At 65.5% G+C, this 24382-nt stretch carries 23 protein-coding genes and 1 pseudogene; 9 read left to right on the top strand and 15 right to left on the bottom strand.

Translation table 11 applies throughout. The features are described from left to right. Positions 1-40 precede the first annotated feature (40 nt). Positions 41-448 (top strand): DUF2000 domain-containing protein, encoded by a 408-nt coding sequence (locus U5771_RS09995; protein WP_322023796.1) that lies wholly within the window; start codon positions 41-43, stop codon positions 446-448. A gap of 136 nt (positions 449-584) precedes the next feature. On the opposite strand, the pseudogene U5771_RS09990 reads toward U5771_RS09995, so the two are convergent. From U5771_RS09990 to U5771_RS09980, 3 genes and pseudogenes are all read right to left on the bottom strand, one after another. Further along, a pseudogene (locus U5771_RS09990) lies at positions 585-1388 on the bottom strand (DMT family transporter); the annotation flags it as partial. 14 nt (positions 1389-1402) lie between these two features. Then, a complete protein-coding gene (locus U5771_RS09985) occupies positions 1403-2389 on the bottom strand; it encodes a 2OG-Fe(II) oxygenase (RefSeq protein ID WP_322023795.1) in 987 nt (328 codons plus the stop codon). A gap of 56 nt (positions 2390-2445) precedes the next feature. Further along, complete coding sequence (locus U5771_RS09980) at positions 2446-3426, bottom strand: hypothetical protein (RefSeq protein ID WP_322023794.1); 981 nt, start codon at positions 3424-3426, stop codon at positions 2446-2448. Positions 3427-3559: 133 nt separating this feature from the next. On the opposite strand from U5771_RS09980, the gene U5771_RS09975 reads away from it, so the two are divergent. Beyond that, positions 3560-4411 (top strand): LysR substrate-binding domain-containing protein, encoded by an 852-nt coding sequence (locus U5771_RS09975; RefSeq protein ID WP_322023793.1) that lies wholly within the window; start codon positions 3560-3562, stop codon positions 4409-4411. A gap of 95 nt (positions 4412-4506) precedes the next feature. Here the strand turns inward: U5771_RS09975 and U5771_RS09970 are convergent, their stop codons facing one another. The 5 genes from U5771_RS09970 to U5771_RS09950 form a co-directional block, all read right to left on the bottom strand. Then, the gene (locus U5771_RS09970; RefSeq protein WP_011354263.1) at positions 4507-5208 is read right to left on the bottom strand and encodes an ABC transporter ATP-binding protein; all 702 of its coding nucleotides are present in this window, start codon (positions 5206-5208) and stop codon (positions 4507-4509) included. Next, positions 5208-5981: a high-affinity branched-chain amino acid ABC transporter ATP-binding protein LivG gene (gene livG / locus U5771_RS09965; protein WP_322023792.1), complete on the bottom strand. Its 774-nt coding sequence runs from the start codon at positions 5979-5981 to the stop codon at positions 5208-5210. Before livG ends, U5771_RS09970 begins: the two co-directional genes overlap by 1 nt. After that, the gene (locus U5771_RS09960; RefSeq protein ID WP_322023791.1) at positions 5978-7249 is read right to left on the bottom strand and encodes a high-affinity branched-chain amino acid ABC transporter permease LivM; all 1272 of its coding nucleotides are present in this window, start codon (positions 7247-7249) and stop codon (positions 5978-5980) included. The genes livG and U5771_RS09960 overlap by 4 nt, the downstream gene beginning before the upstream one ends. Before the next feature lie 11 nt (positions 7250-7260). Beyond that, the gene (gene livH, locus U5771_RS09955; protein ID WP_322023790.1) at positions 7261-8187 is read right to left on the bottom strand and encodes a high-affinity branched-chain amino acid ABC transporter permease LivH; all 927 of its coding nucleotides are present in this window, start codon (positions 8185-8187) and stop codon (positions 7261-7263) included. A gap of 184 nt (positions 8188-8371) precedes the next feature. Further along, a complete protein-coding gene (locus U5771_RS09950) occupies positions 8372-9490 on the bottom strand; it encodes a branched-chain amino acid ABC transporter substrate-binding protein (RefSeq protein WP_059534285.1) in 1119 nt (372 codons plus the stop codon). Positions 9491-10303: 813 nt separating this feature from the next. Between U5771_RS09950 and U5771_RS09945 the strand changes: the two genes are divergently transcribed. Then, a complete protein-coding gene (locus U5771_RS09945; RefSeq protein WP_322023813.1) occupies positions 10304-10924 on the top strand; it encodes a hypothetical protein in 621 nt (206 codons plus the stop codon). A 257-nt stretch (positions 10925-11181) separates the two neighbouring features. Here the strand turns inward: U5771_RS09945 and U5771_RS09940 are convergent, their stop codons facing one another. Further along, on the bottom strand, positions 11182-11403 hold the full coding sequence (locus tag U5771_RS09940; protein WP_322023789.1) for a SymE family type I addiction module toxin: 222 nt from the start codon (positions 11401-11403) through the stop codon (positions 11182-11184). Between the two features lie 411 nt (positions 11404-11814). Here U5771_RS09940 and U5771_RS09935 point away from each other — a divergent pair, with 411 nt between their 5' ends. Beyond that, on the top strand, positions 11815-12735 hold the full coding sequence (locus U5771_RS09935; protein ID WP_322023788.1) for a hypothetical protein: 921 nt from the start codon (positions 11815-11817) through the stop codon (positions 12733-12735). A gap of 15 nt (positions 12736-12750) precedes the next feature. Next, complete coding sequence (locus tag U5771_RS09930; RefSeq protein ID WP_322023787.1) at positions 12751-13035, top strand: PAAR domain-containing protein; 285 nt, start codon at positions 12751-12753, stop codon at positions 13033-13035. An 82-nt stretch (positions 13036-13117) separates the two neighbouring features. Here the strand turns inward: U5771_RS09930 and U5771_RS09925 are convergent, their stop codons facing one another. The 3 genes from U5771_RS09925 to U5771_RS09915 form a co-directional block, all read right to left on the bottom strand. Next, positions 13118-13627, bottom strand: coding sequence for an OmpA family protein (locus U5771_RS09925; RefSeq protein WP_322023812.1), 510 nt, complete (start codon positions 13625-13627; stop codon positions 13118-13120). 86 nt (positions 13628-13713) lie between these two features. Beyond that, positions 13714-14982 carry a diguanylate cyclase domain-containing protein gene (locus tag U5771_RS09920; protein WP_322023786.1) on the bottom strand — a complete coding sequence of 423 codons (1269 nt, stop codon included), beginning with the start codon at positions 14980-14982 and terminating at the stop codon, positions 13714-13716. Next, entirely contained in the window at positions 14979-15695 is a 717-nt protein-coding gene (locus U5771_RS09915) for a YfiR family protein (RefSeq protein WP_322023785.1), read from the bottom strand. The genes U5771_RS09920 and U5771_RS09915 overlap by 4 nt, the downstream gene beginning before the upstream one ends. A gap of 481 nt (positions 15696-16176) precedes the next feature. Between U5771_RS09915 and U5771_RS09910 the strand changes: the two genes are divergently transcribed. The 4 genes from U5771_RS09910 to U5771_RS09895 all read left to right on the top strand — a co-directional run bounded on the left by U5771_RS09910 (position 16177) and on the right by U5771_RS09895 (position 21440). Beyond that, positions 16177-17064: a LysR family transcriptional regulator gene (locus tag U5771_RS09910; protein ID WP_322023784.1), complete on the top strand. Its 888-nt coding sequence runs from the start codon at positions 16177-16179 to the stop codon at positions 17062-17064. A 153-nt stretch (positions 17065-17217) separates the two neighbouring features. Beyond that, positions 17218-18648, top strand: coding sequence for a D-aminoacylase (locus U5771_RS09905; protein WP_322023783.1), 1431 nt, complete (start codon positions 17218-17220; stop codon positions 18646-18648). Between the two features lie 96 nt (positions 18649-18744). Further along, positions 18745-20085, top strand: coding sequence for an MFS transporter (locus tag U5771_RS09900; RefSeq protein ID WP_322023782.1), 1341 nt, complete (start codon positions 18745-18747; stop codon positions 20083-20085). 14 nt (positions 20086-20099) lie between these two features. Beyond that, positions 20100-21440 (top strand): amidase family protein, encoded by a 1341-nt coding sequence (locus U5771_RS09895; RefSeq protein ID WP_322023811.1) that lies wholly within the window; start codon positions 20100-20102, stop codon positions 21438-21440. A gap of 34 nt (positions 21441-21474) precedes the next feature. Here the strand turns inward: U5771_RS09895 and U5771_RS09890 are convergent, their stop codons facing one another. Genes U5771_RS09890 through U5771_RS09880 form a run of 3 tightly spaced genes read right to left on the bottom strand, consistent with a single transcriptional unit; the run spans position 21475 to position 24318 of the window. Beyond that, on the bottom strand, positions 21475-22200 hold the full coding sequence (locus U5771_RS09890) for an SMI1/KNR4 family protein (protein ID WP_322023781.1): 726 nt from the start codon (positions 22198-22200) through the stop codon (positions 21475-21477). Between the two features lie 34 nt (positions 22201-22234). After that, positions 22235-23536 (bottom strand): PAAR domain-containing protein, encoded by a 1302-nt coding sequence (locus tag U5771_RS09885; protein WP_322023780.1) that lies wholly within the window; start codon positions 23534-23536, stop codon positions 22235-22237. Next, entirely contained in the window at positions 23533-24318 is a 786-nt protein-coding gene (locus tag U5771_RS09880) for a DUF1795 domain-containing protein (protein WP_322023779.1), read from the bottom strand. The genes U5771_RS09885 and U5771_RS09880 overlap by 4 nt, the downstream gene beginning before the upstream one ends. Between the last annotated feature and the right edge of the window lie 64 nt (positions 24319-24382).

The raw sequence follows: 24382 nt of genomic DNA, 5'->3' as shown, positions 1-24382 counted from the left end.
GCGCGGCATTCGATCATGAGCGCTTCAACGAGGAGCAATCATGTTCGATACGAAGGTGGCATTGATCGTGCGCGACGATCTCGCGGCGTGGCAGAAACTCAATGTGGTCGCGTTTCTCGCGACGGGCGTCGCGGCCGGCGCGCCCGACGCGCTCGGCGAGCCTTACGAGGATGCGGCCGGGAATCGCTACGGCCGCATGTTCGGCCAGCCGATGCTGGTGTTCGCGGCCGACCTGGATGGTCTGCAGGCCGCACACCGGCATGCGCTGTCGCGCGAGGTCAGGATCGTGCCGTACGTGCGCGCGATGTTCTCGACCGGGCACGACGCGGCCAACCGCGAAGTGTTTCGCGCCGAGGACGCGTCGAATCTCGATCTGGTCGGCCTTGCATTGCACGGGCCGAAGAAGGCCGTGGATAAAGCCGTGAAGGGTCTGGCGTTGCACGCGTAAGCGCATCATCCGGCTCGCCGCTGCCGGCCGCCGCCCTCTCCACCTGTCGCGCCCGGCCGAACCGTTCGCCGTGCTTGCTGGCCAGCCACACGCCGATCGCGACGACGACGATGCCGAGATAGGTCGTCACCGGAATCCGGTCGCCGAACATCCACGCGGCCCAGGTCAGCGTCACGGGCGGTTCGAGATAGACGAGGGTCGCCACGCGCGTCGCGGGCATGCGCTTGAGCAACGCCCACAGCGTCAGGTAAGCCATGAAGGTCGAGAACACCGTCAGCCACACAACGGACAACCACACGTTCGGCTGCGTCGGCACATGCAGATCGCCCGTGACGAGCCCGCACGCCGCGAACAGCACGAGACTCACGCACCCCTGCACGAACAGCGGCAGGAACAGACCGTCCTCGTTGCTGCGCGCGGTCGTGAGCGCACGCCGCCGCTGGTAGATCGTCGCGATCGACAGCCCCAGCGCGGACACCAGCGGCAGCATGTACATGACGATGCCGACCGATTCGGTCGGCAGCGCGTATTGCCCGCCGATCACGATGCCGACCCCGATGAATCCGAGCACGAGCCCGACCCACTGGCGCGCGCCGCTGCGCTCGCTGCCTTCGAACGTCGTCATCGCGGCCGTGATGAGCGGCTGCAATGCCGCGACGATCGCCGCGATGCCCGGCGGCAGGCCATGCTGGATCGCGACGTACACGCAGCTCAGGTAGAGAAACTGCGACAGGAAGCCGATCACCGCGTGATAGCGGATCTTTTCCAGCGTCAGGCGCCCGAGCCGCCGGTTCAGCACGATCGCCAGACAGAGCGTGACGAGCAGAAAACGCCAGAACAGCAGGTTGAACGCGCCGGCCGTCTCCGCACCGAGCTTGGCGCCGATGAAGCCGGAACTCCACGACAACACGAAAACGAGCTGGATCAGGAAAAGCTGCATGGGAACGTCGCCCCTCAGAACGTGGCCGTGGACGTGCGCGCGTCGCCCAGCTCTTCGAACCGGATCGGTTCGAGACCGAGGCGAAGGTACTGCATCGCGGCGTCGTCGCGGAGGCTGCGTTGCAGCCCCAGCCAGTTGACGACGGTGCGCGGGATACCGTCATCCGACGCGAGATGCCAGAATCCGTTGTCGTCCTCGCGCGTGTACGGGCAATGGAACGACAGCACCAGCGACATGCGCCGCCCTGCCTCGACCGGTTCGACGCCATGGAACAGCTTGCTGCCGTAGATCAGCAGCGCGTCGCCCGCGCGGCTCAAATCCGCCGTCTTCACATGCGCGCGCTCACGATCGTGCCGATCGAACGTCTCGGCAGTCGATTCGTAGAACAGAAAGTTTCCGCCCTCGTATTCGGATCGATCCGACAACACGATGTTCAGCACGAAACTGGTGCCGTCGGTGTGCCACATGCCCACCTGTTCCTTGTCGTCGCGCTCGCGCGTCGGGTAGTAATAGTTGAACTGCGAGCGTGCGTTGATCATCGGATACGGGATCAGCGGCGCGCCGGCCAGACGCGACAGCCGCAGCAGGAACCCGCGGTCGTGCATCATGTCGTCGATGAAGCGCGAGCGGTTCGTCACCGCACGCACCCGCTTCGAGATGATCCAGTTGCTGTTCGACGCGCTGTGTTCCAGCGTGCGGCCGATCTCGCGCAACGCGTGCACCGCTTCGTCGGAGAACAGCCCGCGCAGGCTGCACACCGCGTTCAGCGCGTTCGACTGCGTGCCGCGCATCGGCAGGTCGCGATAGCCGAGATCGTCCAGGTTGCGGCGATACCGCACCTGGTAGCCGTCGCGCAGGCAGTCGCTCGTCCAGCGCATCCGTTCCGCAACGGCAACCGCGTCTTCCGCGACGTTCGCGTCGCCGGCCAGCGAGGTCTGCAGCGCAAGCCTCACCCGATCGAACCCGCGCGCAAACACCGGCAGTGCATTTCCCTTGTCCATCGCATGCCTCGCTCTCGTCGTTGCGGCCCCGGGACCTGGCCCCTGGCCGCTAGCCTCTAGCCCTTGAACTGCGCAATCTGGTACACGACGCTGCCGTCCCCGCTGCGCAGCTCGTCGATCACCCGGCAGTTGCCGTGACTGCTGCGCACGCGGCGGAATTGCTCGGGCGTGTATTTCAGGCAGACGTTGGTAATCAGATGCCCGTCGACGCCGGCCTTCGATACAGGCTGCAGCGTGACCGCGACATGGAACTGATCGCCCAGCAGGTTCAGCCTGACGATCGACACGTCATGCTCGCCGTGCGGCTCGAAGCCCTGCTGCCGGCTGACGACTTCGGAGAACCGCACCATGTTCTCGTTGCGGTAGAAGTCGTAGATGTGCGCTTCGCGGCCTTCGACGAACAGCTGCATCTCCGACACCACGTAGGTCGACTTTCCGCCGAGATTGCGGATCAGGCGGCCGATCGTCACGGGCAATTCGTTGCCCTCCTGGAACCCGAGCATCGTGATGAAGGTCACGTCCTGGCCCAGATCGATGTGATTCCACTGCACGTTCCGGTAATCGTCGGCGATGTAGTTGAAACAGCCGGGCGTCTTCAGGAACGGCATGATCGCGTCGCGCATCGCGTGTTCCGACGACTCGTTGATGTCGACGGCCGTGTAGCGCAGGTGGTCCGGACCGCCGCCGCTGACACCCTTCATCAGTTCGGTCGTCTTGACCGGCTCGGGCCCGAGTTCGATGTAGTGGACGTGACGGCCGCGCGACAACGTGGCGAGACGCTCGCTCAACGCACCGATCGCTTCCCGCAACGAGCCCTTTCCGTTGCGATCCGCACATAATGCAGGACTCCGAACCCCCAATTCGTTCAGATTACGCATCAAGGAGAAGACTTCACGCCCCGCCTCGCGTTGCCGCGCGGCATCGTCCGTGCGCTGCAGTGTCGAATACTTCTCGTGATTCTCGACCGTCCATACCGACTCCGCCTTCAGCTTCCTGTCCCGCACCAATGCATCCACTACAAAATCATTGATAGACATGAATCGTTCCCCGGAATACGTGTCACGCTCGATCGAATGCCTGCCGTTGTCTGCCTGTTGACCCGAGGATAGGGAGGCGCAATAATTCCGTCAATCGACATTACCTGAATCACTGATTCGGAAAATCAAAATCATGCCGCGCACCCTGGACGTCGACCTGCTGCGTACCTTCCACGCCGTCGCGAAGCTCGGCCGCTTCAAGGATGCCGCCGCGTATGTGAATCGCAGCCCGTCGTCGGTCACCGCGCAGATCCAGAAGCTCGAGGAGATGGTCGCGCAGCGGCTGTTTACGCGAAACAACCAGGCCGTCGAGCTTACGCAGTTCGGCCACAAGCTGCTCAGCGACACCACCGAGTTTCTGTCGAGCCACGACCGGCTGGTCGAATCGCTGTCGCCGCAGATCCTGACCGGCAAGTTGCGGCTCGGCATCCCCGATTCGTACGCCGCGCATTTCATGGCGGAATTCCTGCCGCGCTTCGCCGCCGATCGGCCGTTGCTCGAACTGACCGTCGAAGCGCGCTCCAGCGAGGAACTGCAGCAGCTGTTTTCCCGCGGCCAGCTCGACATCACGATTGCCGTGGTGCCGAAAGCGCTGCCGCACGCGGAACTGCTCAGCAAGACCCATCCGGTGTGGGTCGCCGCACGCACGTTCAAGTTCAATCCCGATGCGCCGCTGCCGATCGCCGTGCAGCTGCAGGGATGTCCGTACCGCGACACCGCGCTGCACGCGCTGAAGAAGGCCAGGATCGCGCACCGGATGCTGCTCGAGAGCGCGAGTTCGCCGGCGGTCGAAGCGTGCATCGCGAATGGTCTCGCGGTCGGCATCATCGAGCACGACCGCGTGTCCGGCAACCTGACGAGCAACGTCGCGGGGATCGCGCTGCCCGATCTGCCGCCGCACCTGATCACGATCCTCACGGACGACAGCAATCGCGCCGCGCTGCATTTGCGCGACGTGCTGAAAAGCACGTTCAGGATCAGCTAGGGAAAGGAAGACAAGGCCGCGACCGGCCTTGCAGGTGAAGCGACAACGCCTGCGGCGCGCACCGCCGGCCCGTTGCAGGCCGGCGGCTTCCTTCATCAACCGCCGAGATACGCCTGCTTGATCCGGTCGTTCGCGAGCAGGTTCGCGCCCGTATCGGCGAGCACCACGCGCCCCGTTTCGAGCACGTAGCCGCGATCGGCCACGCCCAGCGCCTTGTTCGCGTTCTGCTCGACCAGGAACACCGTGACGCCTTCGTCACGAATCGTCCGGATGATGTCGAAGATCTGCGCGATCACGAGCGGCGCGAGGCCGAGCGTCGGTTCGTCGAGCAGCAGCAAACGCGGCTTGCTCATCAGCGCACGGCCGATCGCCAGCATCTGCTGCTCGCCGCCCGACATCGTGCCGGCCCGCTGCGCCGCGCGTTCCTTCAGGCGCGGAAACAGCTTGAACACGTGCTCGATGCCGTCGTCGATTTCATGACGGCTCGCGAAGAACCCGCCCATCTTCAGGTTCTCGAGCACCGTCAGGCTCGGGAACACGCGCCGCCCTTCCGGCGAGATCGCCATCCCCTGCCGCATGATCTGGTGCGTCGACATCGCGGTGATGTCCTTGCCCTCGAACAGCACGCGGCCCGACGATGCGCGCGGCGTGCCGCACACCGTCATCATCAGTGTCGTCTTGCCGGCGCCGTTGCTGCCGATCAGCGTGACGATCTCGCCCTTGTTCACCTCGATCGACACGCCCGCGAGCGCCTCGACCGCGCCATAGTGCGTATGGACCTGTTCCAGCTTCAGCATCACTCTTCCCCCAGATACGCCTTGATCACGCGCGGGTCGTTACGGACCGCCTCCGGCGTGCCGATCACGATCGGCCGGCCGTGCTCCATCACGAGGATGCGGTCCGACACGCCCATCACGAGGCTCATGTCGTGTTCGATCAGCAGCACCGACACGCCGAACTCGTGCCGCAGCGTGTCGATCAGGTGCTGCAGCTCGATCTTCTCCTGCGGGTTGAGGCCGGCCGCCGGCTCGTCGAGCATCAACAGGCGCGGCTCGGTGATCATGCAGCGCGCGATCTCCAGGCGCCGCTGGTGCCCGTACGACAGCGTGCCCGCCTGCCGGTTGGCGACCGACTTCAGCCCCATCCGGTCGAGCCACACGGCCGCGCGTTCGAGCGCTTCCTTCTCGGCGCGGCGATACGCGGGCGTCGCGAACAGGCCCGGCAGCAGCCCCGCCTTCACCTTGCGATGCTGCGCGACGAGCAGGTTCTCGACGACCGTCAGCGACTTGAACAGGCGGATGTTCTGGAACGTGCGCACGAGGCCCTTCAACGCGATCTGGTGGCTCGGCAGCCCCGCGATCGGATGGCCGTCGAGCACGACGTCGCCGCCGGTCGGCTTGTAGAAGCCGCCGACGCAGTTGAACACCGTGGTCTTGCCCGCGCCGTTCGGCCCGATGATCGCGAACACCTCGTTGCGGCGCACGTCGAAATCGATGCCGTCCACCGCGAGCAACCCGCCGAAGCGCATCTGCAGCCCGGCCACCTTCAACAGTTCTGCATTCGCGCTCATTGCGGCAGCTCCACGTGAGGACGGCTCGCGGGCAGCAGGCCCTGCGGACGCCACATCATCATCAACACCATCACCAGACCGAAGATCAGCATCCGGTACTCGGCGAACCCGCGCGCGACTTCCGGCAGCACGGTCAGCAGGATCGCCGCGAGAATCACGCCGAGCTGCGAGCCCATCCCGCCGAGCACCACGATCGCGAGGATCAGCGCCGATTCGATGAAGGTGAACGATTCGGGATTCACGAGGCCCTGGCGCGCCGCGAAGAACGCGCCGCCGATGCCCGCGAACGCCGCGCCGAGCGTGAACGCCGACAGCTTGATGCGCGTCGGGTTCAGGCCGAGCGAGCGGCACGCGATCTCGTCGTCGCGCAGCGCTTCCCACGCGCGGCCCATCGGCATGCGGATCAGGCGGCTCGTCACGAACAGCGTGAAGCCGACCAGCACCAGCGCGATCAGGTACAGGAAGATCACCATGTGCTCGCCGCTGTATTCCAGCCCGATCAGCTCATGGAAGGTCTTCGCGCCTTCGACGCTCGCCGAGCGCGCCATCTCGAAGCCGAACACCGTCGGCTTCGGAATGCTCGAGATGCCGTCCGGGCCGCCGGTGAGGCTCGTCAGGTTGTTTGCCAGCAGGCGGATGATTTCGCCGAAGCCGAGCGTGACGATCGCCAGATAGTCGCCGCGCAGGCGCAGCACCGGGAAGCCGAGCAGGAAGCCGAACGTCGCCGCCGCGATCGCCGCGATCGGCAGGCACTCCCAGAACGACAACCCGAAATACTGGTTCAGCATCGCGTACGTATAGCCGCCGACCGCGTAGAACCCGACATAGCCGAGATCCAGCAGCCCCGCGAAACCGACCACGATGTTCAGCCCAAGGCCGAGGATCACGTAGATCAGCGCGAGCGTCGCGACGTCCACGGCACCGCGAGAGCCGAAGAACGGCCACACGAACCCGACCGCGAGCATCACCCAGATGATCACGCGCTGCTGCTGCGCGCCCATCGCAGGCACTGCCGGCAGCTTCACGGCCGCTTTCGCGCGCACGAGCCACGGCTTGAACAGCTGGAACAGGAACACGGCCGCGACCGCGATCCACACCGGGCGCCAGTGCGGCGTGAGCACCACCTGATAGCCGTCGAGCTTCAGCTGCAGGCCGAGCACCGGAATCGTGAGGATCGCCGTCAGCAGCGCGGCGGCCGCGGCGTTCTTCAGCGCCTGGCCGACCGACGCGTCGGCGGCCGGGCGGCGAACGGAAATGACTTGACTCATCTGCGTCTCCCTCAGACCTTTTCGATGTCCGACTTGCCGAGCAGGCCGGTCGGGCGGAAGAGCAGGATCAGCACGAGCAGGCCGAACGCGACCACGTCCTTGTACTCGGCCGGCATGTAGCCTGCGGCGAAGGTTTCGGCGAGGCCCAGCAGCACGCCGCCGAGCATCGCGCCCGGGATGCTGCCGATCCCGCCGAGCACCGCGGCGGTGAACGCCTTGATGCCCGCGACGAAACCGATGTACGGATTCAGCTTGCCGATCGTCAGGCCGATCAGCACGCCGCCGACGGCCGCCAGCATCGCGCCGAGCACGAACGTGAACGAGATCACGCGGTTCGTGTCGATGCCGAGCAGGTTCGCCATCTTCATGTCCTCGGCGCAGGCGCGGCACGCGCGGCCCATCCGCGAACGCGAGATGAACAGCGTGAGCGCGATCATCAGCACGATCGTCACGCAGACGATCAGCAGACGCGCATACGGAACCGTCACGTCGAAGTCGCCGCCGAGATGGATGTCGAACGCGCCGGAGATCAGCACCGGCACGGACACGTCGCGCGCGCCCTGGCCGATCTGCACGTAGTTCTGCAGGAAGATCGACATGCCGATCGCGGAGATCAGCGGCACGAGGCGCGGGCCGCCGCGCAGCGGGCGATACGCGACGCGCTCGACCGCGAAGCCGTACAGGCCGGTGACGAGCACCGACACGATCAGCGCGGCGCCGAGCACGAGCGGCAGCGGATAGCCGGCGGAGATGCCGATGGCCGTGAGGGTCACGAGGCCCACGTACGCGCCGATCATGTAGATCTCGCCGTGGGCGAAGTTGATCATGCCGATGATGCCGTAGACCATCGAATAGCCGATGGCGATCAGCGCATAGATCGCACCCAGCGTCAGGCCGTTGACCAGCTGCTGGGCGAATTGCGGAAAGAAGTCAGTCATGTGCGGGAAGCTCCCGTTGGCGCTGGGTCGCATGCCGTCGCCGGATCACGGCGTTCGGCCGCGCGCAACGCACGGTGTCGTCTCGGGCCGCCCGTTGACCGCGCAATGGGGCGATGCGCGGCCAAATACGCACCCGCCCCGTCCGGGTTTCGGACAGGGCGGGTGCGCGGGCGGGTACTCCGTATTACTTGGCGGCGGTCTTCGTCGCGTCCTTGTGCCACGTGTAGACGACGAACTTGAACGCCTTCAGGTCGCCCTGGGCGTCATACGCGACCTTGCCGATCGGCGTGTCGAACGTCGTCTTGTGCATGTACGCGGCGACCTTCGTCGGGTCGGTCGTCTTCGCGCCTGCGATCGCGTCGGCGATGATCTTCACCGCGGCGTACGACGGCATCTGGAACGGGCCGTTCGGGTCGCGCTTCTTGTCCGCGAACGCCTTCACGAGCGCCGCGTTGGCCGGATCGGCCGAGAAGTCCGCCGGCAGCGTGACCAGCATGCCTTCCGACGCCGGGCCGGCGATTGCCGTCACGTCCTTGTTGCCCACGCCTTCAGGGCCCATGAACGTCGCCTTCACGCCCTGCTCGCGCGCCTGGCGCATCAGCAGGCCCATTTCCGGGTGGTAGCCGCCGAAATACACGAAGTCGACGCCTTGCGACTTCAGCTTCGTGATGATCGCCGAGTAGTCCGAATCGCCGGCGTTGATGCCTTCGAACAGCACGACCGGGATCTTCGCGGCTTCGAGGTCCTTCTTCACCGACGACGCGATGCCCTGGCCGTACGACTGCTTGTCGTGCAGGACCGCGACCTTCTTCGGCTTCACGTTGTTGATGATGTAGTGCGCGGCGGCCGGGCCTTGCTGGTCGTCACGGCCGATCGTGCGGAAGATGAAGTGGCGCTTCTTGCCTTCCGTCAGCTGCGGCGCGGTGGCCGACGGCGTGACCATCACGATGCCTTCGTTCTCGTAGATGTCGGACGCGGGAATCGTCGAGCCCGAGCACACGTGGCCGATCACGTACTTGATCTTCTGGCTGACGATCTTGTTGGCGACCGCGACGGCCTGCTTCGGTTCGCATGCGTCGTCCATCTGCACGACTTCGAACTTGTTGCCGCCCGCACCGCCGGCCGCGTTGATCTGTTCGATCGCGGTCAGCGCGCCGGCCTTCACCATGTCGCCGTATTGGGCGACCGAGCCGCTCATCGGACCAGCGATGGCGATCTTCACGGTTTCCGCTTGCGCGGCGGCGGCGCCGGCGGCGAACAGCACGGCGGCGGCGGAAATGGACGTAAGACGGGACAGCGTCATCTGGGAGCTCCTCGATGTTGTTTAGTCATACGGGCAAAGGCGGCATGACTTGCGCAATCGAACAGCACCCGGGGCGAGGACATGGGACACGCCCGAGACACATGAAGACGGACCTGCGGATGGATGTTGCGTAGCGGGGCCCGGCTCTTGCAGTCCCCCAAAGGGGACGTCTGGTTCGGAAAGACATCGTGATGCGTCTTGCATTGCGCAAGCGTTTCGCCTGCCCCGCTTGCCAACTGCGAGTTCGGAGGGATGGTCCGACAGCCGTTGGCAAGGCAGTCGAAATTATATGGGGGTTTTTAAATCGTCTGTCAAAAATGCCGCTTCTATGAGGGAAAACACGGAGAAACTTGGCTTGGGTGGGGGTGGCGATTTGGGAGCAACCGGGCGGGTGGAGAACGTTTGCGGTAGGTGCAATTGGGTTGCGATTTTGGGTGAGTTGGTGGGGTGGTTCCTTGATGGGTGGGGCTTGGGGCGATTTGCGGTCGTGGGTCGGGCGGTCTTTTGTTTTTTTAGGGTCCGAATTGTTTAAAACAATCGACTGAAGATTGAGTTGGCGTGCACCGAGGCGGGGCGTTGGGGTGGATCGGTCAATCCTTCTATCTGCTGACGTTTACGGCCACAACGAAAGCTGCTTGTTATTTTTATGAAATAATGCGAACTCGCCTCTGCAATCCAGCCAGCCTTCCTGCGAGTCGCGTCCACCGCGGCTCGCAGTCGCTTCAGGGCCGCTTCGACGCCCATCCGTCGCCGAACCGCCAGCCAGTGATCTGCCGTTTTTTCTCATTGCATATCACCTGCTTCGGATCGCCGATGAATCATCCTCTCCGCTTTTCTTCCGCCACCGCGATTGCGTGTGCGCTTTCTGTTTCTACCGTCGACGCTTCGGGCCGCGATTCGCTGGTCGATCGTTCGGGCGGTGCCAATGTGTTTCGTTCGGAACGCGGGGCTGTGGCTCGCGATGATCCACGTGCGGGACGGACGCCGCGGCGCGTGAAGTACGCCGCGCCGGTTGAACGTAGTCCGTTCGATACGCCGGATTCGCGGCCGTTGCGGGTTTCGGGCGATACGCTCAAGCCGCTGCCCTCGGTTGAGCACGGGGCTGGCGATTCTGTATGGCCTTCGAATCGCGTCGCGCTCGGCGCGGGTGGCAGCGATAGCTTCGGTCGTGTGTTGCCCAGACACGAACAGCGCGAACTGAACTGGAATGAATATCTGCGGGCGAATGGGTCACATGCGCCGGGCGGCGGGAACTCGTATGCGCCGACGCGGCCTTTCGATGCCGCGCGCGGGCCGCACAGTGCGCCGAATCCGTACGATCCGTCAGTGCCGCAACCGGAGACGCGGACGTTTTATGACGACGGCGCGGGTTCGCATTGCACGGCTACGGGTGGTGCGGGGACCGCGCGGTCGTCTTGCAATATCGCTTGGTGATGTTTGGTGCCGGTCGGTCGCTGCTACCCTGCCCCTTGCGTTGCGCGGCTCCGTACGGCGCCGGAACGCGATGTGTCGCGGTTCGCATTTGCGTAATGCTGACATTCGACTAGGCCGCGCGGCACTGTCTGCGCGGCCTTTTCTATCACCGGTTCAACGGCGATCACGGGCTGAATGTGGTGGTTCGCGCCACACTAGCCGATCGGCCGATCCGCCTCCGGACGAATCGTGCAAATGTGCAGCGCGGTTGCCGGATCTCACGTCGCCGTAATGACCAGCCTTCCCGGCTCGACCGCTATCCGCACCTTTTGGCCCGGATCAAAACCCACGTCATTGATCAGCCACATTCCGCCGATCTTCATATATGGAAAGAACGTCTTCGGCCTCGGGCCGAAGCTTTTTGGAACGCCCCAAAGTTGTTGAACCGTCACGTAGCGTTCCGTAATCGGGGGACGTGCTTTATCATTCGCCTTAGCCATGGGCAACTCCTTGAAAGTTGGCTGTGGTTAGCGGGTCGTGAGTGTTGGTAGCACTTGCGGCCCGCGCTCGTTTACCGCGGTGTTTTGATTATTTGGATTCCTCCTTTTTTTGTGATTTGGTGAAAGTAATGTCCTGCAGGGACTTACAGGTTGCGTGGTACCCATTCGCGCGCGCGACGGACACGCGATCATCATTAGACATCCCCTATTAGACCATCGCTAACGCCAAATATATGCGACTCACACAAACGTTAGCCGTTGGGCATAGTCACGAAATTTCGTCTGAACGTGCCGGGCCATTGCATGAAGTGATACGGACGTCGATCGCCCCTGGAACGCGACGATTCGAAACAGTTCGAATGAATTGCCATCACCACATGATCGATTTTTCACATAAAGGCGATAATGCCGATGCTGCTTAAACGCAAACCAATGAGAATCTGGTGGTGGATTTTTTCAGCAATCGCCTTGTGCGCTGCAATTTATGCATCAACAGCCGCCCGAAATGAAAAGGACAAAGCAATGTCGCCTCAAGTTGTCACTATTAAATTTGGCGCAGATGGAAAATCGGATGCCATGGCCCAAGGGTTTTCCACAATGCATCACCCGTCTGGTGTGTATGCGTATCAGATGCACTGGGATGATCCGAAGCAGCTTGGACGGGTGAAATATAGCCAAGGACAGCATTCCTTTGACCTTGACAATGTCACGATCGCAACAGGGTTGGGAGACAAAGACAGCCCGGAAAGCGGAGTTGATAATTGGGATGTCAATTTCAACATCTCACCTTCGGGGACAACCTCCTATGAAGCGGCTCGCGACAAGATCGCCGTCCTGCTGGCAAAACTGAGAGGTGCGGGATGGAAGAGGTATATTGAAACCTCCGATCCGCGGCTCGTCGGCAAAGAGGCAACGGCTTATGCCTTGTCAAAACCTGGCGGCCTTTATTCGATCGATTCGACCTATACGCCGACTGTAGAAGAATGGAAAAAATTGATTGCGTCTGAACCAAGATGGCTTTTTTATACCGACGGCGTATTTTTGACACTATCTCTGTCGTATCAATCGTCGTCGACCCCCGACATGGGATATTACTTGACCGATATTCAGGTGAGCACTGCATCCGACAATTACACGCCGTATTTTACCGATAGCGTAGAACGACGAAGGCAATGGAAGAAATACCTGTCTGACAAATTGACGCCAGCAAAGGCAGAACGAGCGAAACATGAAGCGGAATTAAAGGCTCAGGGCTACACAATCGATACGACATATCTGCCGCCGCCGTTTGAAACCCCCGACTTCTCGGCCAAAGCTGGTGACGCTCATTGATCTGGAGGCTAGGCGATGCAACGAGCGAACTTGCACGGAAGAGCGCAGATCGTGGTCGGCGATACGACAAGCCACGGCGGCAAGGTGATTTCGGGCAGCCCGTCCTCCACTTGGAGCGAGGCCAAGGTTCCCATTGCACGCAAAGGGGATCAGGTGACGTGCCCGCTTTGCGCACCACATCTCTTTGAAATCTCCGAGGGGCTCGAGGGGTGCGAAGATTTCGGGCAGCCGATGGCTTTGGAGGGACATAAAACGACCTGTGGCGCTATTCTCATTGCGCAGCCTGCTCCAGACGAGTGATTGACCATCTTCGTTTTTCGGACTGCTCTCTCCGGAGGCGTTCCGAGTATCCAGCGCAATCGTCGCGCCCTGACCACCCCCCTCACCGCGGCGAAACCACAATCGCCGCCCTCCGATTCTGCAATCTCCCGGCCACCGTCCGGTTATCCCCCACCGGATCGCTCTTGCCCTTCCCGACAACCGCGATCCGCTTCCCGTCCAGCCCGACATCCACAAGCTCGATCGCCACCACCTCCGCCCGCCGCCGGGACAACTCGAGATCGTAGGCCACCTCCCCGTCCTCGTCCGAGTACCCATAAACCCGCACCCCATTGATCCCGGCCGACCGCAATGTCTTTCCGATCCGCTCGACGATCCGCCTGATATCCGGCTTGAGGTTGTACCGATCGAAATCAAACAGGATCGGCCCCGTCGACCCGAACTCGAACCCCTGCTCGGTCTCCTGAAACCCGGCCGACTTCAGCGCCGTGACCTGCGTCTGCGTGAGCCCCCGGTGAAGCGGCGGCGTCTTGCAGCCGCCAAGCAGCAGGCACAGCAGCACCGCGCTCGCGACGCACATCCTCCCAATGCTCACAGGCAACGAGTTCTTCATCATCGACACCCTCTCGTACGCGCCCGCATCGCGTGCGCTCTTTATCCCGCCGCCGCGGCCTCGCCCGCGGCGCGAAACGATGGACCTCAAACCGGCCCGGCAACGCCTTCCGCCAACTGCCACGACCCCGGCCGCGCGCGCTTGGCGCGGTACATCGCGGCATCCGCCGCGCGCAGCAAGCCGCTCGCGTCCGACGCATGGTCGGGATACAGCGCAACGCCGGCACTCAACATGGTGGCCACCATGCGTCCGTCGGGCAACTCGATCGACGGCACCATGCCGGACAAAATCTCGTCGGCGATCCGGCACACGCTGTCCGTTTCGCGCACCCCCGTCAGCATCACCGCGAATTCATCGCCGCCCAGGCGCGCGACGAGATCGGTGTCGCGCACCTGCGCGCGCAATCGCGCCGCGATGCCGACCAGCACCGCGTCGCCGGCATCATGGCCAAGGCAGTCGTTGATCTCCTTGAAGCGGTCGCAGTCGAGATACAGGATGGCGACCCGCAGCCCGGTCACCACGGCGTCGCAGAGTGCAAGCGACAGACGCGACTCGAACTGCACGCGGTTGGGCAAACCGGTGAGCGCATCGTGCGTCGCCTTGTGTTCGAGCGACGCGTTCTCGTCGCGCAGCGTGTTCTGCCAGTCCTCGAGTTCATCGAGCAGCGCATTGAAGTCGTCACAGAGCTGGTTCAGTTCGGCGATCGCCACGGGCTCGACGCGACGCGCGAATGCACGCTCGCGCCGGACGGCGTGCGCGACGCCGGCGAGCGCGCGCAGGGGCGCGACGATATTGCGCAACAGACGCTTCGAGCTGATATACGCGCCGAACACGCTGACGACAAGACAACCGAGAATGCCGCCGATCCCGCCCAGCAGGAAGCCGAAGAACTGGTGGCCGCGGCCGCGCACGATCACGTGACCGACGACGATGCCGTCGTGCATCACGGGGACGGTCGCCGGCCCGGGCAACGCGACATCGGCGACGCCGCGCTCGAGCCGCGCGATCCGGCCGGCTGCGGGCAACTGCCAGGTCGCGAACAACTCGCCCCTGCCATCGGTCACCACCACCTGCGCGACGTCCTCGTCGTTGGCGATGGTGGCGATGGCCTCGTTCGCCGCGACGCGGTCGCCGAACACGAGCGCCGCCTCGACCGTATAACCGAGCGAGCGCGCGAGCAGGTTCAGGTTGTTGCCGGCATACGCACGCATGGCGATCACGGCGACGACGATCAGCGACACGGCGGCCATCGCAACCGCGACGAACGCCAGGCGCAAATGCGCACGGCGCAACACGCTTTGCAGCGTCGGACGCTGCACACGCGAAGAGGGAATGGTCGGCGCGGAACGTGTCATGGCGTCACCGGCCGCCGCGCGAGATTGAGCACATTGGGATGAACGTGCACGCCGCTGCGCTCCACGGCGTCGAGATTGATGTCGAACGTCACGCGCTCGCCTTCGACCGTGAGACAGAACATGCTGCCCGCGGTGCAGGTCGGATCGTGTTCGGCGATGGTCAGCACCGGATGGCCGGCCAGCGCGCTTCTCACCCGCATTCGCTCGTCGTTGCCCAGCGGGCCGAGATACACGACGTCGCACGCGATACCGAGCGCGGGATCGTCGGAACGGACACGCTGCACGTCGACCACGGTCGAGCCGGCCTGCAACGTGTCGGTCAGGCCACCTGCGTAGTCGGGCCGGCCCGTCACGCACAGATGCAGGCGAACGGGCGTCGTCGGCCAGCGGGTGAAACTGACGATGCCGAGCACGACCTGGCGTACGGCGGAGTCGTGTGACGAAAAGGCGGGAGCGGTAGGGCCGGCGGGCGTCGCGGCGGCCGCGACTTGCACCGCGTCGACCGGTTCGAGCGGCTGGTCCGTAGCGGCAGCGGATCCGGCGAGGACGGAAGGGGCAACGCTCAGAACGCAAACGATTGCGATGAACGCGTGGCGCAACGCTGCGACTCGGCCCCACCGGCCGGACGCCGTCCGCGCGGCGATTGCCGCCGCGCCCGCTGGCGTCGATGCGGCCGCATGATTCGCAGCCGTCGCGCACACACTCGCATCCATGATGAAAACATCTGCTGCAGTCGTTCCCGGCCCTGCCTCCTACCTGCCATGTGCGCGCAGGCACCGTGTCACGCACATGATTGCTTCCATCTTAGGTAAAAATTCGCAACCCGAACCAGTGGGATACACCCGCTAATAACAGCGGAAAATGTACCGAATCGGCGCGCTGCGCGATGATGCGAGCGAACCTGTTTGCCGACGACGCCCCAGTCTCGGCTTCGGAAAATTGATCAGTGGATTGAACGCCCGTGCGCGTCAACCTTCATACGTTCGTCCGGGCTTCGACGGATCTTCATCCGCCGCCCGACTCTCGCCTTCCGTCGGAAGCAGTCACGTACCGTTTCCCGTCACGATCGCCCTGCGAGCGACTCTGCCGGCCACGCATCGATATCGACGAAAATACCGGTGCGTGAGTCCTGCCGCCAAACACCGGCATGCCGCCATGCCGGCATGCCGGAGCCGGCCCGCACATTGGAGCGCCATGAAAGTCGAAAACTCGGAACTCGAAGCATTCGTCGCCGTCGCGGAGCTCGGCACGTTCCATCGCGCGGCGGAAAAGCTGCACCTGACACAGCCGGGGCTGTCGCGCCGCATCCAGAAGCTCGAGCAGACGCTCGGCGTCGAGCTGTTCCAGCGCACCACGCGCAGCGTGACGCTGACGGGTGTCGGCCGCCAGTTCCTGCCGATGGCGCGCGAGCAGATCGCGCAGCTCGGGATGATGCTGTCGTCGATCCAGGAAATCGCGCAGAAGCGTTACGGCAAGGTGCGGCTCGCGTCGATCCCGACGGTCGTCGCACAGGCGCTGCCCGACGTGCTGCGCCACTATGCGGCCAAGTATCCGCAGGTCGCCGTGCAGATCCTCGACGGCAATCACGACTTCGTGCTGTCGCAGGTGCGCGCGGGCATCGCCGAGTTCGGCGTGAGCCTGCACCCCGGCGACGACGACGATCTGGTGTTCGAACCGCTCTTCACCGACCGCTACGTGCTCGCGGCCCACGAGGACGATCCGCTGGCGCGCGCGGACGCCGTCACGCTCGGCGAGCTGCGGCACGCGAAGCTGATCATCGGCGGGCGCGACAGCGGCAACCGCCTGCTGCTCGAAATGCTGATGGGCCAGGAGGCGGTGCGAACCCGCTGGTTCTACGAGGTCGAGCACATCTCGTGCGTCGCCGCGCTGGTCGCGGCCGGCGTCGGCTGCGCGATCCTGCCCGAAAGCGCGCTGCGTGCGTACGGCTCGCCGGCGGTACGCGCGGTGCCGATCGCGAGCCCGACGATCGACCGCACGGTCGGCATCGTGCGGCATCGCACCATCTCGATGTCCAGCTTCGCGAGCGATCTCCACGCGCTGGTGAAGGCCGCGTTCGCGTAACGCCGCGGGCAGCGCTGCATTGATGCCGGTTTCGCATGAATCGCGAGCCGAACGGCATTGGACGCCTGAAAAATGGCTGGTGACGATGGTGGCGAACATGAACGACGGACCCGGGCAGCGCCCCGGGTCCGGGCAGATTCCGGAGGAGCCACCATGCATTTCGACGTGATCGTGCGCCGCGGCGAGCTGATCGACGGCACGGGGGCCGCGCGCTTCGAGGCCGATCTCGGCGTGACGGGCGAGCGCATCGCCGCGATCGGCGATCTGGGCGGCGCGACGGCGGCCCGCACGCTGGACGCACGCGACCTGGTCGTCGCGCCGGGCTTCATCGACAGCCACACGCACGACGACGCGTTCGTGCTGACCGATCCCGACGTCGAGCCGAAGGTCGCGCAAGGCGTCACCACGGTGATCGCCGGCAACTGCGGGATCAGTCTCGCGCCGCTGCTCGCCGAACGCGACGTGCCGCAGCCGCTCGATCTGCTGGGCGCCTGGCAGTCGTTTCGCTTCCCGTCCTTTCGCGCGTATCTCGACGCGCTCGACGCCACGCCCGCCGCCGTGAACACGGCAGCCCTGGTCGGCCATTCGACGCTGCGCGTGCGGCACATGGCCGATCTCGATCGCGCGGCCAGCACGGCGGAGATCGCGGCGATGGCGGCCGACGTGCGCGAAGCGATGGCGGCGGGCGCGTTCGGCGTCTCGTCGGGCACCTTCTACCCGCCCGCGGCGGCGGCGACGACCGACGAGCTGATCGCCGTGTGCGCACCGCTGCGCGAGACGGGCGGCGTGTTCGCGACGCACCTGCGCGACGAAACCGACGCGATCATCGCGTCGCTCGACGAAGCGTTCTCGATCGGACGCGCGCTCGACGTGCGCGTCGTGCTGTCGCATCACAAGGTGGCCGGCAAGGCCAACCACGGCCGCTCGGTCGAAACGCTCGCGCATATCGACGCGCAGCGCGCACGGCAACCGCTGTGCATCGACTGCCATCCGTATCCCGCCACGTCGACGATGCTGCGCGCGGATCGCATCCGCCAGTCGTCACGCGTGATCCTGGCATGGTCGAAGCCGCATCCCGAGCTCGCGGGCCGCGACTTCCACGAACTGCTGCCGCTGTTCGGCGATTCCGTCGACGCCGCGATCGAGGCGCTGCGCCCCGCCGGCGCGATCTACTTCGTGATGGACGAGGCGGACGTGGAGCGCATCATGCGTCACGAACTGACGATGATCGGCTCCGACGGCCTGCCCAACGACATGCGCCCGCATCCGCGGCTGTGGGGCACGTTCCCGCGCGTGCTCGGCGAATTCTCGCGCGAGCGCGGCCTGTTCCCGCTCGAAACCGCCGTGCGCAAGATGACGGGCCTCACGGCCGAGCAATTCGGCATCGCGGAACGCGGGCGGCTCGCGGTCGGTCATTACGCGGATCTCGTCGTGTTCGATCCGGCCCGCGTGATCGACCGCGCGACGTTCGCGAGCCCGACGCTACGCCCCGAAGGCATCGAGCACGTGTTCGTCAACGGGCGGGCCGTGCTCGAACACGGCCGGCACACCGGCACGCGCCCCGGCCGGGCGCTGCGCCGCTGAAGCCACGACCGGCCGATCGATGGCATGCCTTTCCGTTGTCGCGAACGCCGCCGCTCGCGCCACCACCGCCCCGGAACCCACCTGCACGGAGTCACCATGACGAATCCCAACGGCGCCGCCACGCCGCACGGCATGCAAACCGGCGCGAGCCCGCACGCGGAACCCGTCGCTCCCGGCCTCGACGCGCTATATGCGCGCCTGAGCCGGCGCATCATTCCGCTGATCCTGGTCTGCTACTTCTTCGGTTATCTCGACCGCGTCAACGTCGGCTTCGCGAAGCTGCAGATGGTGACGGACCTGCACCTCACGGACGCCGCCTACGGCGTCGGCGCGGGCCTGTTCTTCGTCGGCTATCTGCTGCTGCAGGTGCCGGCCGGCTGGCTCGTGCGGCGGATCGGCGTGAAGCGCTGTCTCGCCGGCGCGATGCTGACGTGGGGCGTCGTGTCGGTCGCCACGCTGGCGACCCGCGACACCGCGAGCTTCTATGCGCTGCGCTTCCTGCTCGGCGTGACCGAGGCCAGCTTCTTTCCGGCCGTGATCGCGTACTTCAGCGTGTGGTTTCCGTCGCACCGGCTCGCGAAGGTCATGGCCTTCCTGTTTCTCGCGATGCCGCTGGGCGTGATCGTCGGCGGCCCGCTGTCGGGCTGGATCATGGACGCGACGCACGGCGGCCTCGGGCTGCGCGGCTGGCAGTGGATGTTCCTGATCGAAGGCCTGCCGGCCATCGTGCTCGGCCTGGTCCTGCTCGTGCGTGTGACGGAGCGGATCGACGACGCGGCCTGGCTGACCGACGCGGAGAAACGGATAATTCGCGCGGAGATGGCGCAGGAAGCGGCCGGCAAGCGCACCCGTCTCGGCGCGGCGCTGCGCGAACCGACGCTGTGGCTGCTGTTCGCGACGTCGTTCCTCTACAACGTCGGCAACTACGGGCTGGTGTTCTGGATGCCGACGATGATCAAGGCGCTCGGCTCGCTGAGCAACCTCGGGGTCGGCCTCGTCAGCGCGATCCCGTATCTGGTCGCGTCGGTCGCGATGGTCGCGAACGCGCAGCACTCGGTGCGAACCGGCGAGCGCCGCTGGCATACGGCGCTGCCGGTTGCGATCGGCGGCGTCGCGCTGCTCGCGAGCCTCGGCATGCGCGGGCATCCGGTGCTCGCCGTCCTGTGCCTGACCGCCGGCGTGGCCGGCATCATGAGCACGCTCGCGATGTTCTGGAGCCTGCCGTCGCGGATCCTCGCCGGTGAGGCGGCCGCGGGCGGCGCCGGGCTCGTCAACATCGGCGCGGCCGTCGCCGGATTCGTCGGCCCGACGCTGATGGGCTACGCGACGGGATTGACGGGCAGCACCGAACTCGGCGTCGCGCTGCTCGCCTTCACGCTGTTCGCCGCCGCCGCGCTGATCCTGTCGATTCCGCGCCGGCTCATGGTGCGCACGTGAACCCGGTGCCGTCGATGCGCAGCGCGCTCGCGCTGGCGGCCGAGGTTCGCGCGGGACGCGTGCATGCCGTGACGCTCGTGCAGACCGTGCTCGCCGATATCGCCGCGCGCGACGGCGCGATCCACGCCTGCGCCCGCACCTTCGACGAGCGGGCGCTGCGCGACGCGCGGCGGATCGATCGCCTCGTGCGTGACGGACGCGATCCCGGGCCGCTGGCAGGCGTGCCCTTTCTCGTGAAGTGGAATGTCGACGTGGCGGGCTACACGACGGTCGCGGGCTCGCCGGCGCGCGCCGCGTTGCCGCCCGCCGTCGCCGATGCCGCGATGGTCGCGCGACTCTGCGCGGCCGGCGCGGTGCCGGTGGGCGCGACGCACATGGACGAACTCGCGTGCGGTGCCACCGGCGTGAATCCGCACTATGGCGCGGTGCGCCTGCCGTCTGACCCGACGCGCATGACGGGCGGTTCGTCGAGCGGCTCGGCCGCCGCAGTCGCCGCCGGCTACGTGCCGCTCGCGCTCGGCAGCGACACCAACGGCTCGATCCGCGCACCGGCGGCGCTCTGCGGCGTGTGGGGGTTTCGCCCGAGCGACGGGCGGCTGTCGACGGCCGGTTGCCTCCCCTATGCCGAATCGCTCGACACCGTCGGCGGGTTCGCCAACGATATCGACGATCTGGCCGCGCTGTACGACACGCTGCGCGATGCGCAATCGGCGCGCTCGCAACCGGCTCGCGATCCGGCCGCTCCGCTTCGCGTCGCCGTGCTGACGGGTGATTTCGAACGCCATGCCGATGCGGATGCACAGCGCGCCGTGCGGCGTGCGGCGGCCTGTCTGCATGCGGGGGAATCGGTGCCGATCGACAGCGACGAAGCCGCACGCGTGCGGGAAGCCGCGGTCACGATCTCGAACGTGGAGCTGGCCGGCACCCATCGCGGGTTGCTCGACGCGCCGGCGGCGCACGTCTCCGAACGCCTGCGGTCGCGCATCGCAACCGGCCTCGCCACGTCCGACGCCGCCCATCGGGAAGCGCTTGCCTGCCGTGCCGCGTGGCGCGCGCGGGTCGACGCGCTGTTCGCGCGCTACGACGTGCTGCTCGCGGCCGCGACACCGTATGCCGCGCCGCGCTTCACCGATGCGACCGTCGAGGTCAACGGCGTCGCGCTCGAACCCGCGAAGACGCTCGGCCTGCTCACGCAGCCGATTTCGTTCGCGGGGCTGCCGGTCGTCAGCGCGCCGTGCTTCATGCCGGGCGAACTGCCCGTGGGCGTGCAGTTGATCGGCGCGCCGCAATGCGACGCGGTTTGCTTCGACGCCGCGCGGCGATTCGCGGCCGCGTGGCGCGGGCTGCACCGTTAGCACTATCCGCGACGGCCGCGCCGCGCGTGCGCGGTCACCGCTTGTCGGCTTCCTCGACGAAGATTTCGAACCACGCGTTCATGACGGCCCAGAAATCCACCGGCTCGAGTTCGGTCGGATTCTCGTGCCACCAGAGCCGCCCTGCCGCGCTGCCGTCGCCGGCACTGTCGCGCAGATCCAGGCACAGATAGTCGCCGCTGCCGTTCTGAAATACGGTCCACACGAGATCCGGGTTCACGCCAAGCGTGCGCGTTTCGTCGGGCGTCAGGTCGAGCTTGTCCGTCAGCGCGGTCTGGTCGCCGATCGGCATCGGCCCCATCGAGTTGGCGGGAAAGAACGTCCAGCCGTTATGCGTGAACTGGTAGAAGCTGCGCAGATCGTCGGGCAGCGCGCGCCACAGCGACATGTCGTCCGACACCAGATCGCCGAGCGGCGGATGGCCGATGTAGAAGTTCAAGTCGTCGCCTTCGACGGTGTACGGATAGAGCAGGCACAGATCGCCGTTTTCCTTCTGGAACACGGCGGGACGCCGCAGCTTCTCGGCGAAGAACGTCTCGACCGCGGGCAAGCGGCTGACGACACCGGCCCACATCTTCGCGAGCCAGTTGCCGAGCGCGGCGTCGGGCGTATCGAGCAGCACACGCCAGGCAGTCGGCACCTGGACGTCGGCGGGAATCTCGCTCGACGCGAGCCAGACGCGGCCTCGCAACCGGAAGCGTTGCAGTTCGGCGGTGTAAGTCTTCGCGGATAGCTCAATCATTGCCAGTCACCATTGAATTCGTCATCGAGGGATTCTACTTCGGCTGTCCGCCGAGCAAATCGTTGATCTGTTGCTGCAGCAGCGTCCGGTTGTCGGCTTCGCGCTGCATCATCTGCTGTCTGAAATCTTCGTCGACCTTGATGCGGCCCTTCTTGTATTCGGTCCAGTCGGCATAGGACTTCGATCCCTTCGACGTATTGGCGGTCTCGCTGAGGCCCGCGAAGTTGTCGGGATTGTTGAGGACCTTGACCTGGTTCTCGACGGAAAGATCCTTGAACCCCGGCATCTCGGTGATCTCCTTCATCGACACGATGTGGTCCGCATGCAGCGACTTGTCGATCGTGAGGCCCGGCAGCGCGGGATCGTCCATGCCCGCCTCGAAGTTCTCGTTGACCATCTTCTGGATCTTCGAACTCGGCGTCTTGGACCGAAGCTGATCGTAGAGCGATCGCGGCACGCCCTTGGTCGTGACCCGAACGTTGCCGCCGTTGGAGCCGAGCGTGTTCGGCTCGATTTCCACCTTGGTCCGGTTCAGGACGTCGACGGCGTTCTTCGCGGCTTCGGTGTCGGCCCCCTTCGCCCCCAGCCCGAGCAACGCGAATCCCGCCACGCCGACCATGATGTCGCCGTAGCCGGGCCCCAGCGATTCGCCCCACGAATGCAGCGCATTCAGGCCGACGTTGGCGCCGATCACGGTCCCCGCGAACAGCGCGGTGGCCGCGGCGCCTGCCGCGAGCGCACCCAGGCCGGCTGCGCCGAGCGCAACGAAGCCGAGCACCTCGAGGGCCGTCTCGAACATCGCCTCGGTATCGTGGATCGCCACGACGGTGACGGTCTCGCCGCCGACCGTCACGTTGTCGCTCGCGGTCTTGATGACGGCGCCGCACACCATCTTCATCGACAGCCGTGCCATCGGCTTGCCGTTGACGGTCACGGTCCGCGAGCCCTGCGCGACGAGCGGTTTCGGCTGCGGGAAATGATTGAACGGCAGGCCGTTGCATTCGTCCGCGAAGTCGATGCCGGCGCGCAACGCGGAACGGCTGTTGACCGTGACGTTCGACGATCCCGGATGAAGCATGCCGGTGGTTGGACCGGACAGGTTGGCCGCCTTCTGTATGCCGCGCACCAGCGCGCCGCCGGCGAGGCCGCCGCCCGCCACGCAGCCGCCGACGATCGCGACGAGCGCGAGACCGCCGGTAGCCGCGGTCGCCGTCACGATTGCCGCGGCGACGACCGCACCGACCACGGCGCCGGCGATCATCCCGAGCAGGCCGAAGCCATGCGCGATCTCGTCGCCCATGCGGGCGGCGCGCAGGGCCGCCTCGGCACCGCTCATGACGACGCGCCGTCCGCGCCCCGCCGCCGCAGATGCGCTTCGATGTCCTGCAGCGTCAGCAGGGGCGGCACGCCTTCAACGGCAGTGACCGCAGTGAGACGGTGCCGCAACTCGAGCCCCGAATAGCCGGGATCGGGACGCAGCTCGTAGCGCCCGTCCGCCTTGAACAGCCCGTGGCGGCTGCGTTGGACGATCGTCGGCGCGAGCGGCGAGCCATCGCTCGCGAAAAACACCCAGTCGTGGCTTTCGACTTCGCGCGCGCTGATCCGCTCGCATGCCGCGCGAAGGTCCGGATAGACGCGCAGCACGCGCGTCTTCGCCGACAACACGAACACGTGCGGCAGGACTTCGTGCGGCGCGGCCTGCGTGGCGCGCTCGGCCGGCTCCGGCGGCAGGACGGCGAACGACGACAGGATCGCCGTCCATGCGGGGAGGTGCCGCTCGAAATCCTCGACGCGCGCGTTGAGCGTGAACACCAGCATCGCATCGTCGAGTCGGACCATCGCCTGCCGTTGCCGCAGCAGCGTCTTGTCGCTGCGCCACTGATAGTCGAGCATGAGGCCCGGCAGCCCGCCGATCGTGACGGTCTCGCGCGCGAGCGGCTTGTAGGCCGGAAACTGGCGCTTGAATGCCGTCTGCTGGGCATCCGCGTAGGCGCCGACGTCGTCGAGCGGCGTGTCGTAGTCGCGCGTGACCACGAACGCCACGTCCTTGCGGCCGGACGCGTCGGGCAAGTGGAACACGTTCATGGTCTGGTCTCGCCAGCCGTCGGGCAAGACCATGCACCCCTCGTGCAATCGGTAAACCGCCATTCCGTTCTTCCTTTCGTTGATTCGGACGCATGCG

The organism is Burkholderia sp. BCC1977 (assembly GCF_905339595.1).
Classification (GTDB): Bacteria; Pseudomonadota; Gammaproteobacteria; order Burkholderiales; family Burkholderiaceae; genus Burkholderia.
Note: the sequence above shows the minus strand (reverse complement) of the source record. Positions and strands in the feature narration are given on the sequence as shown.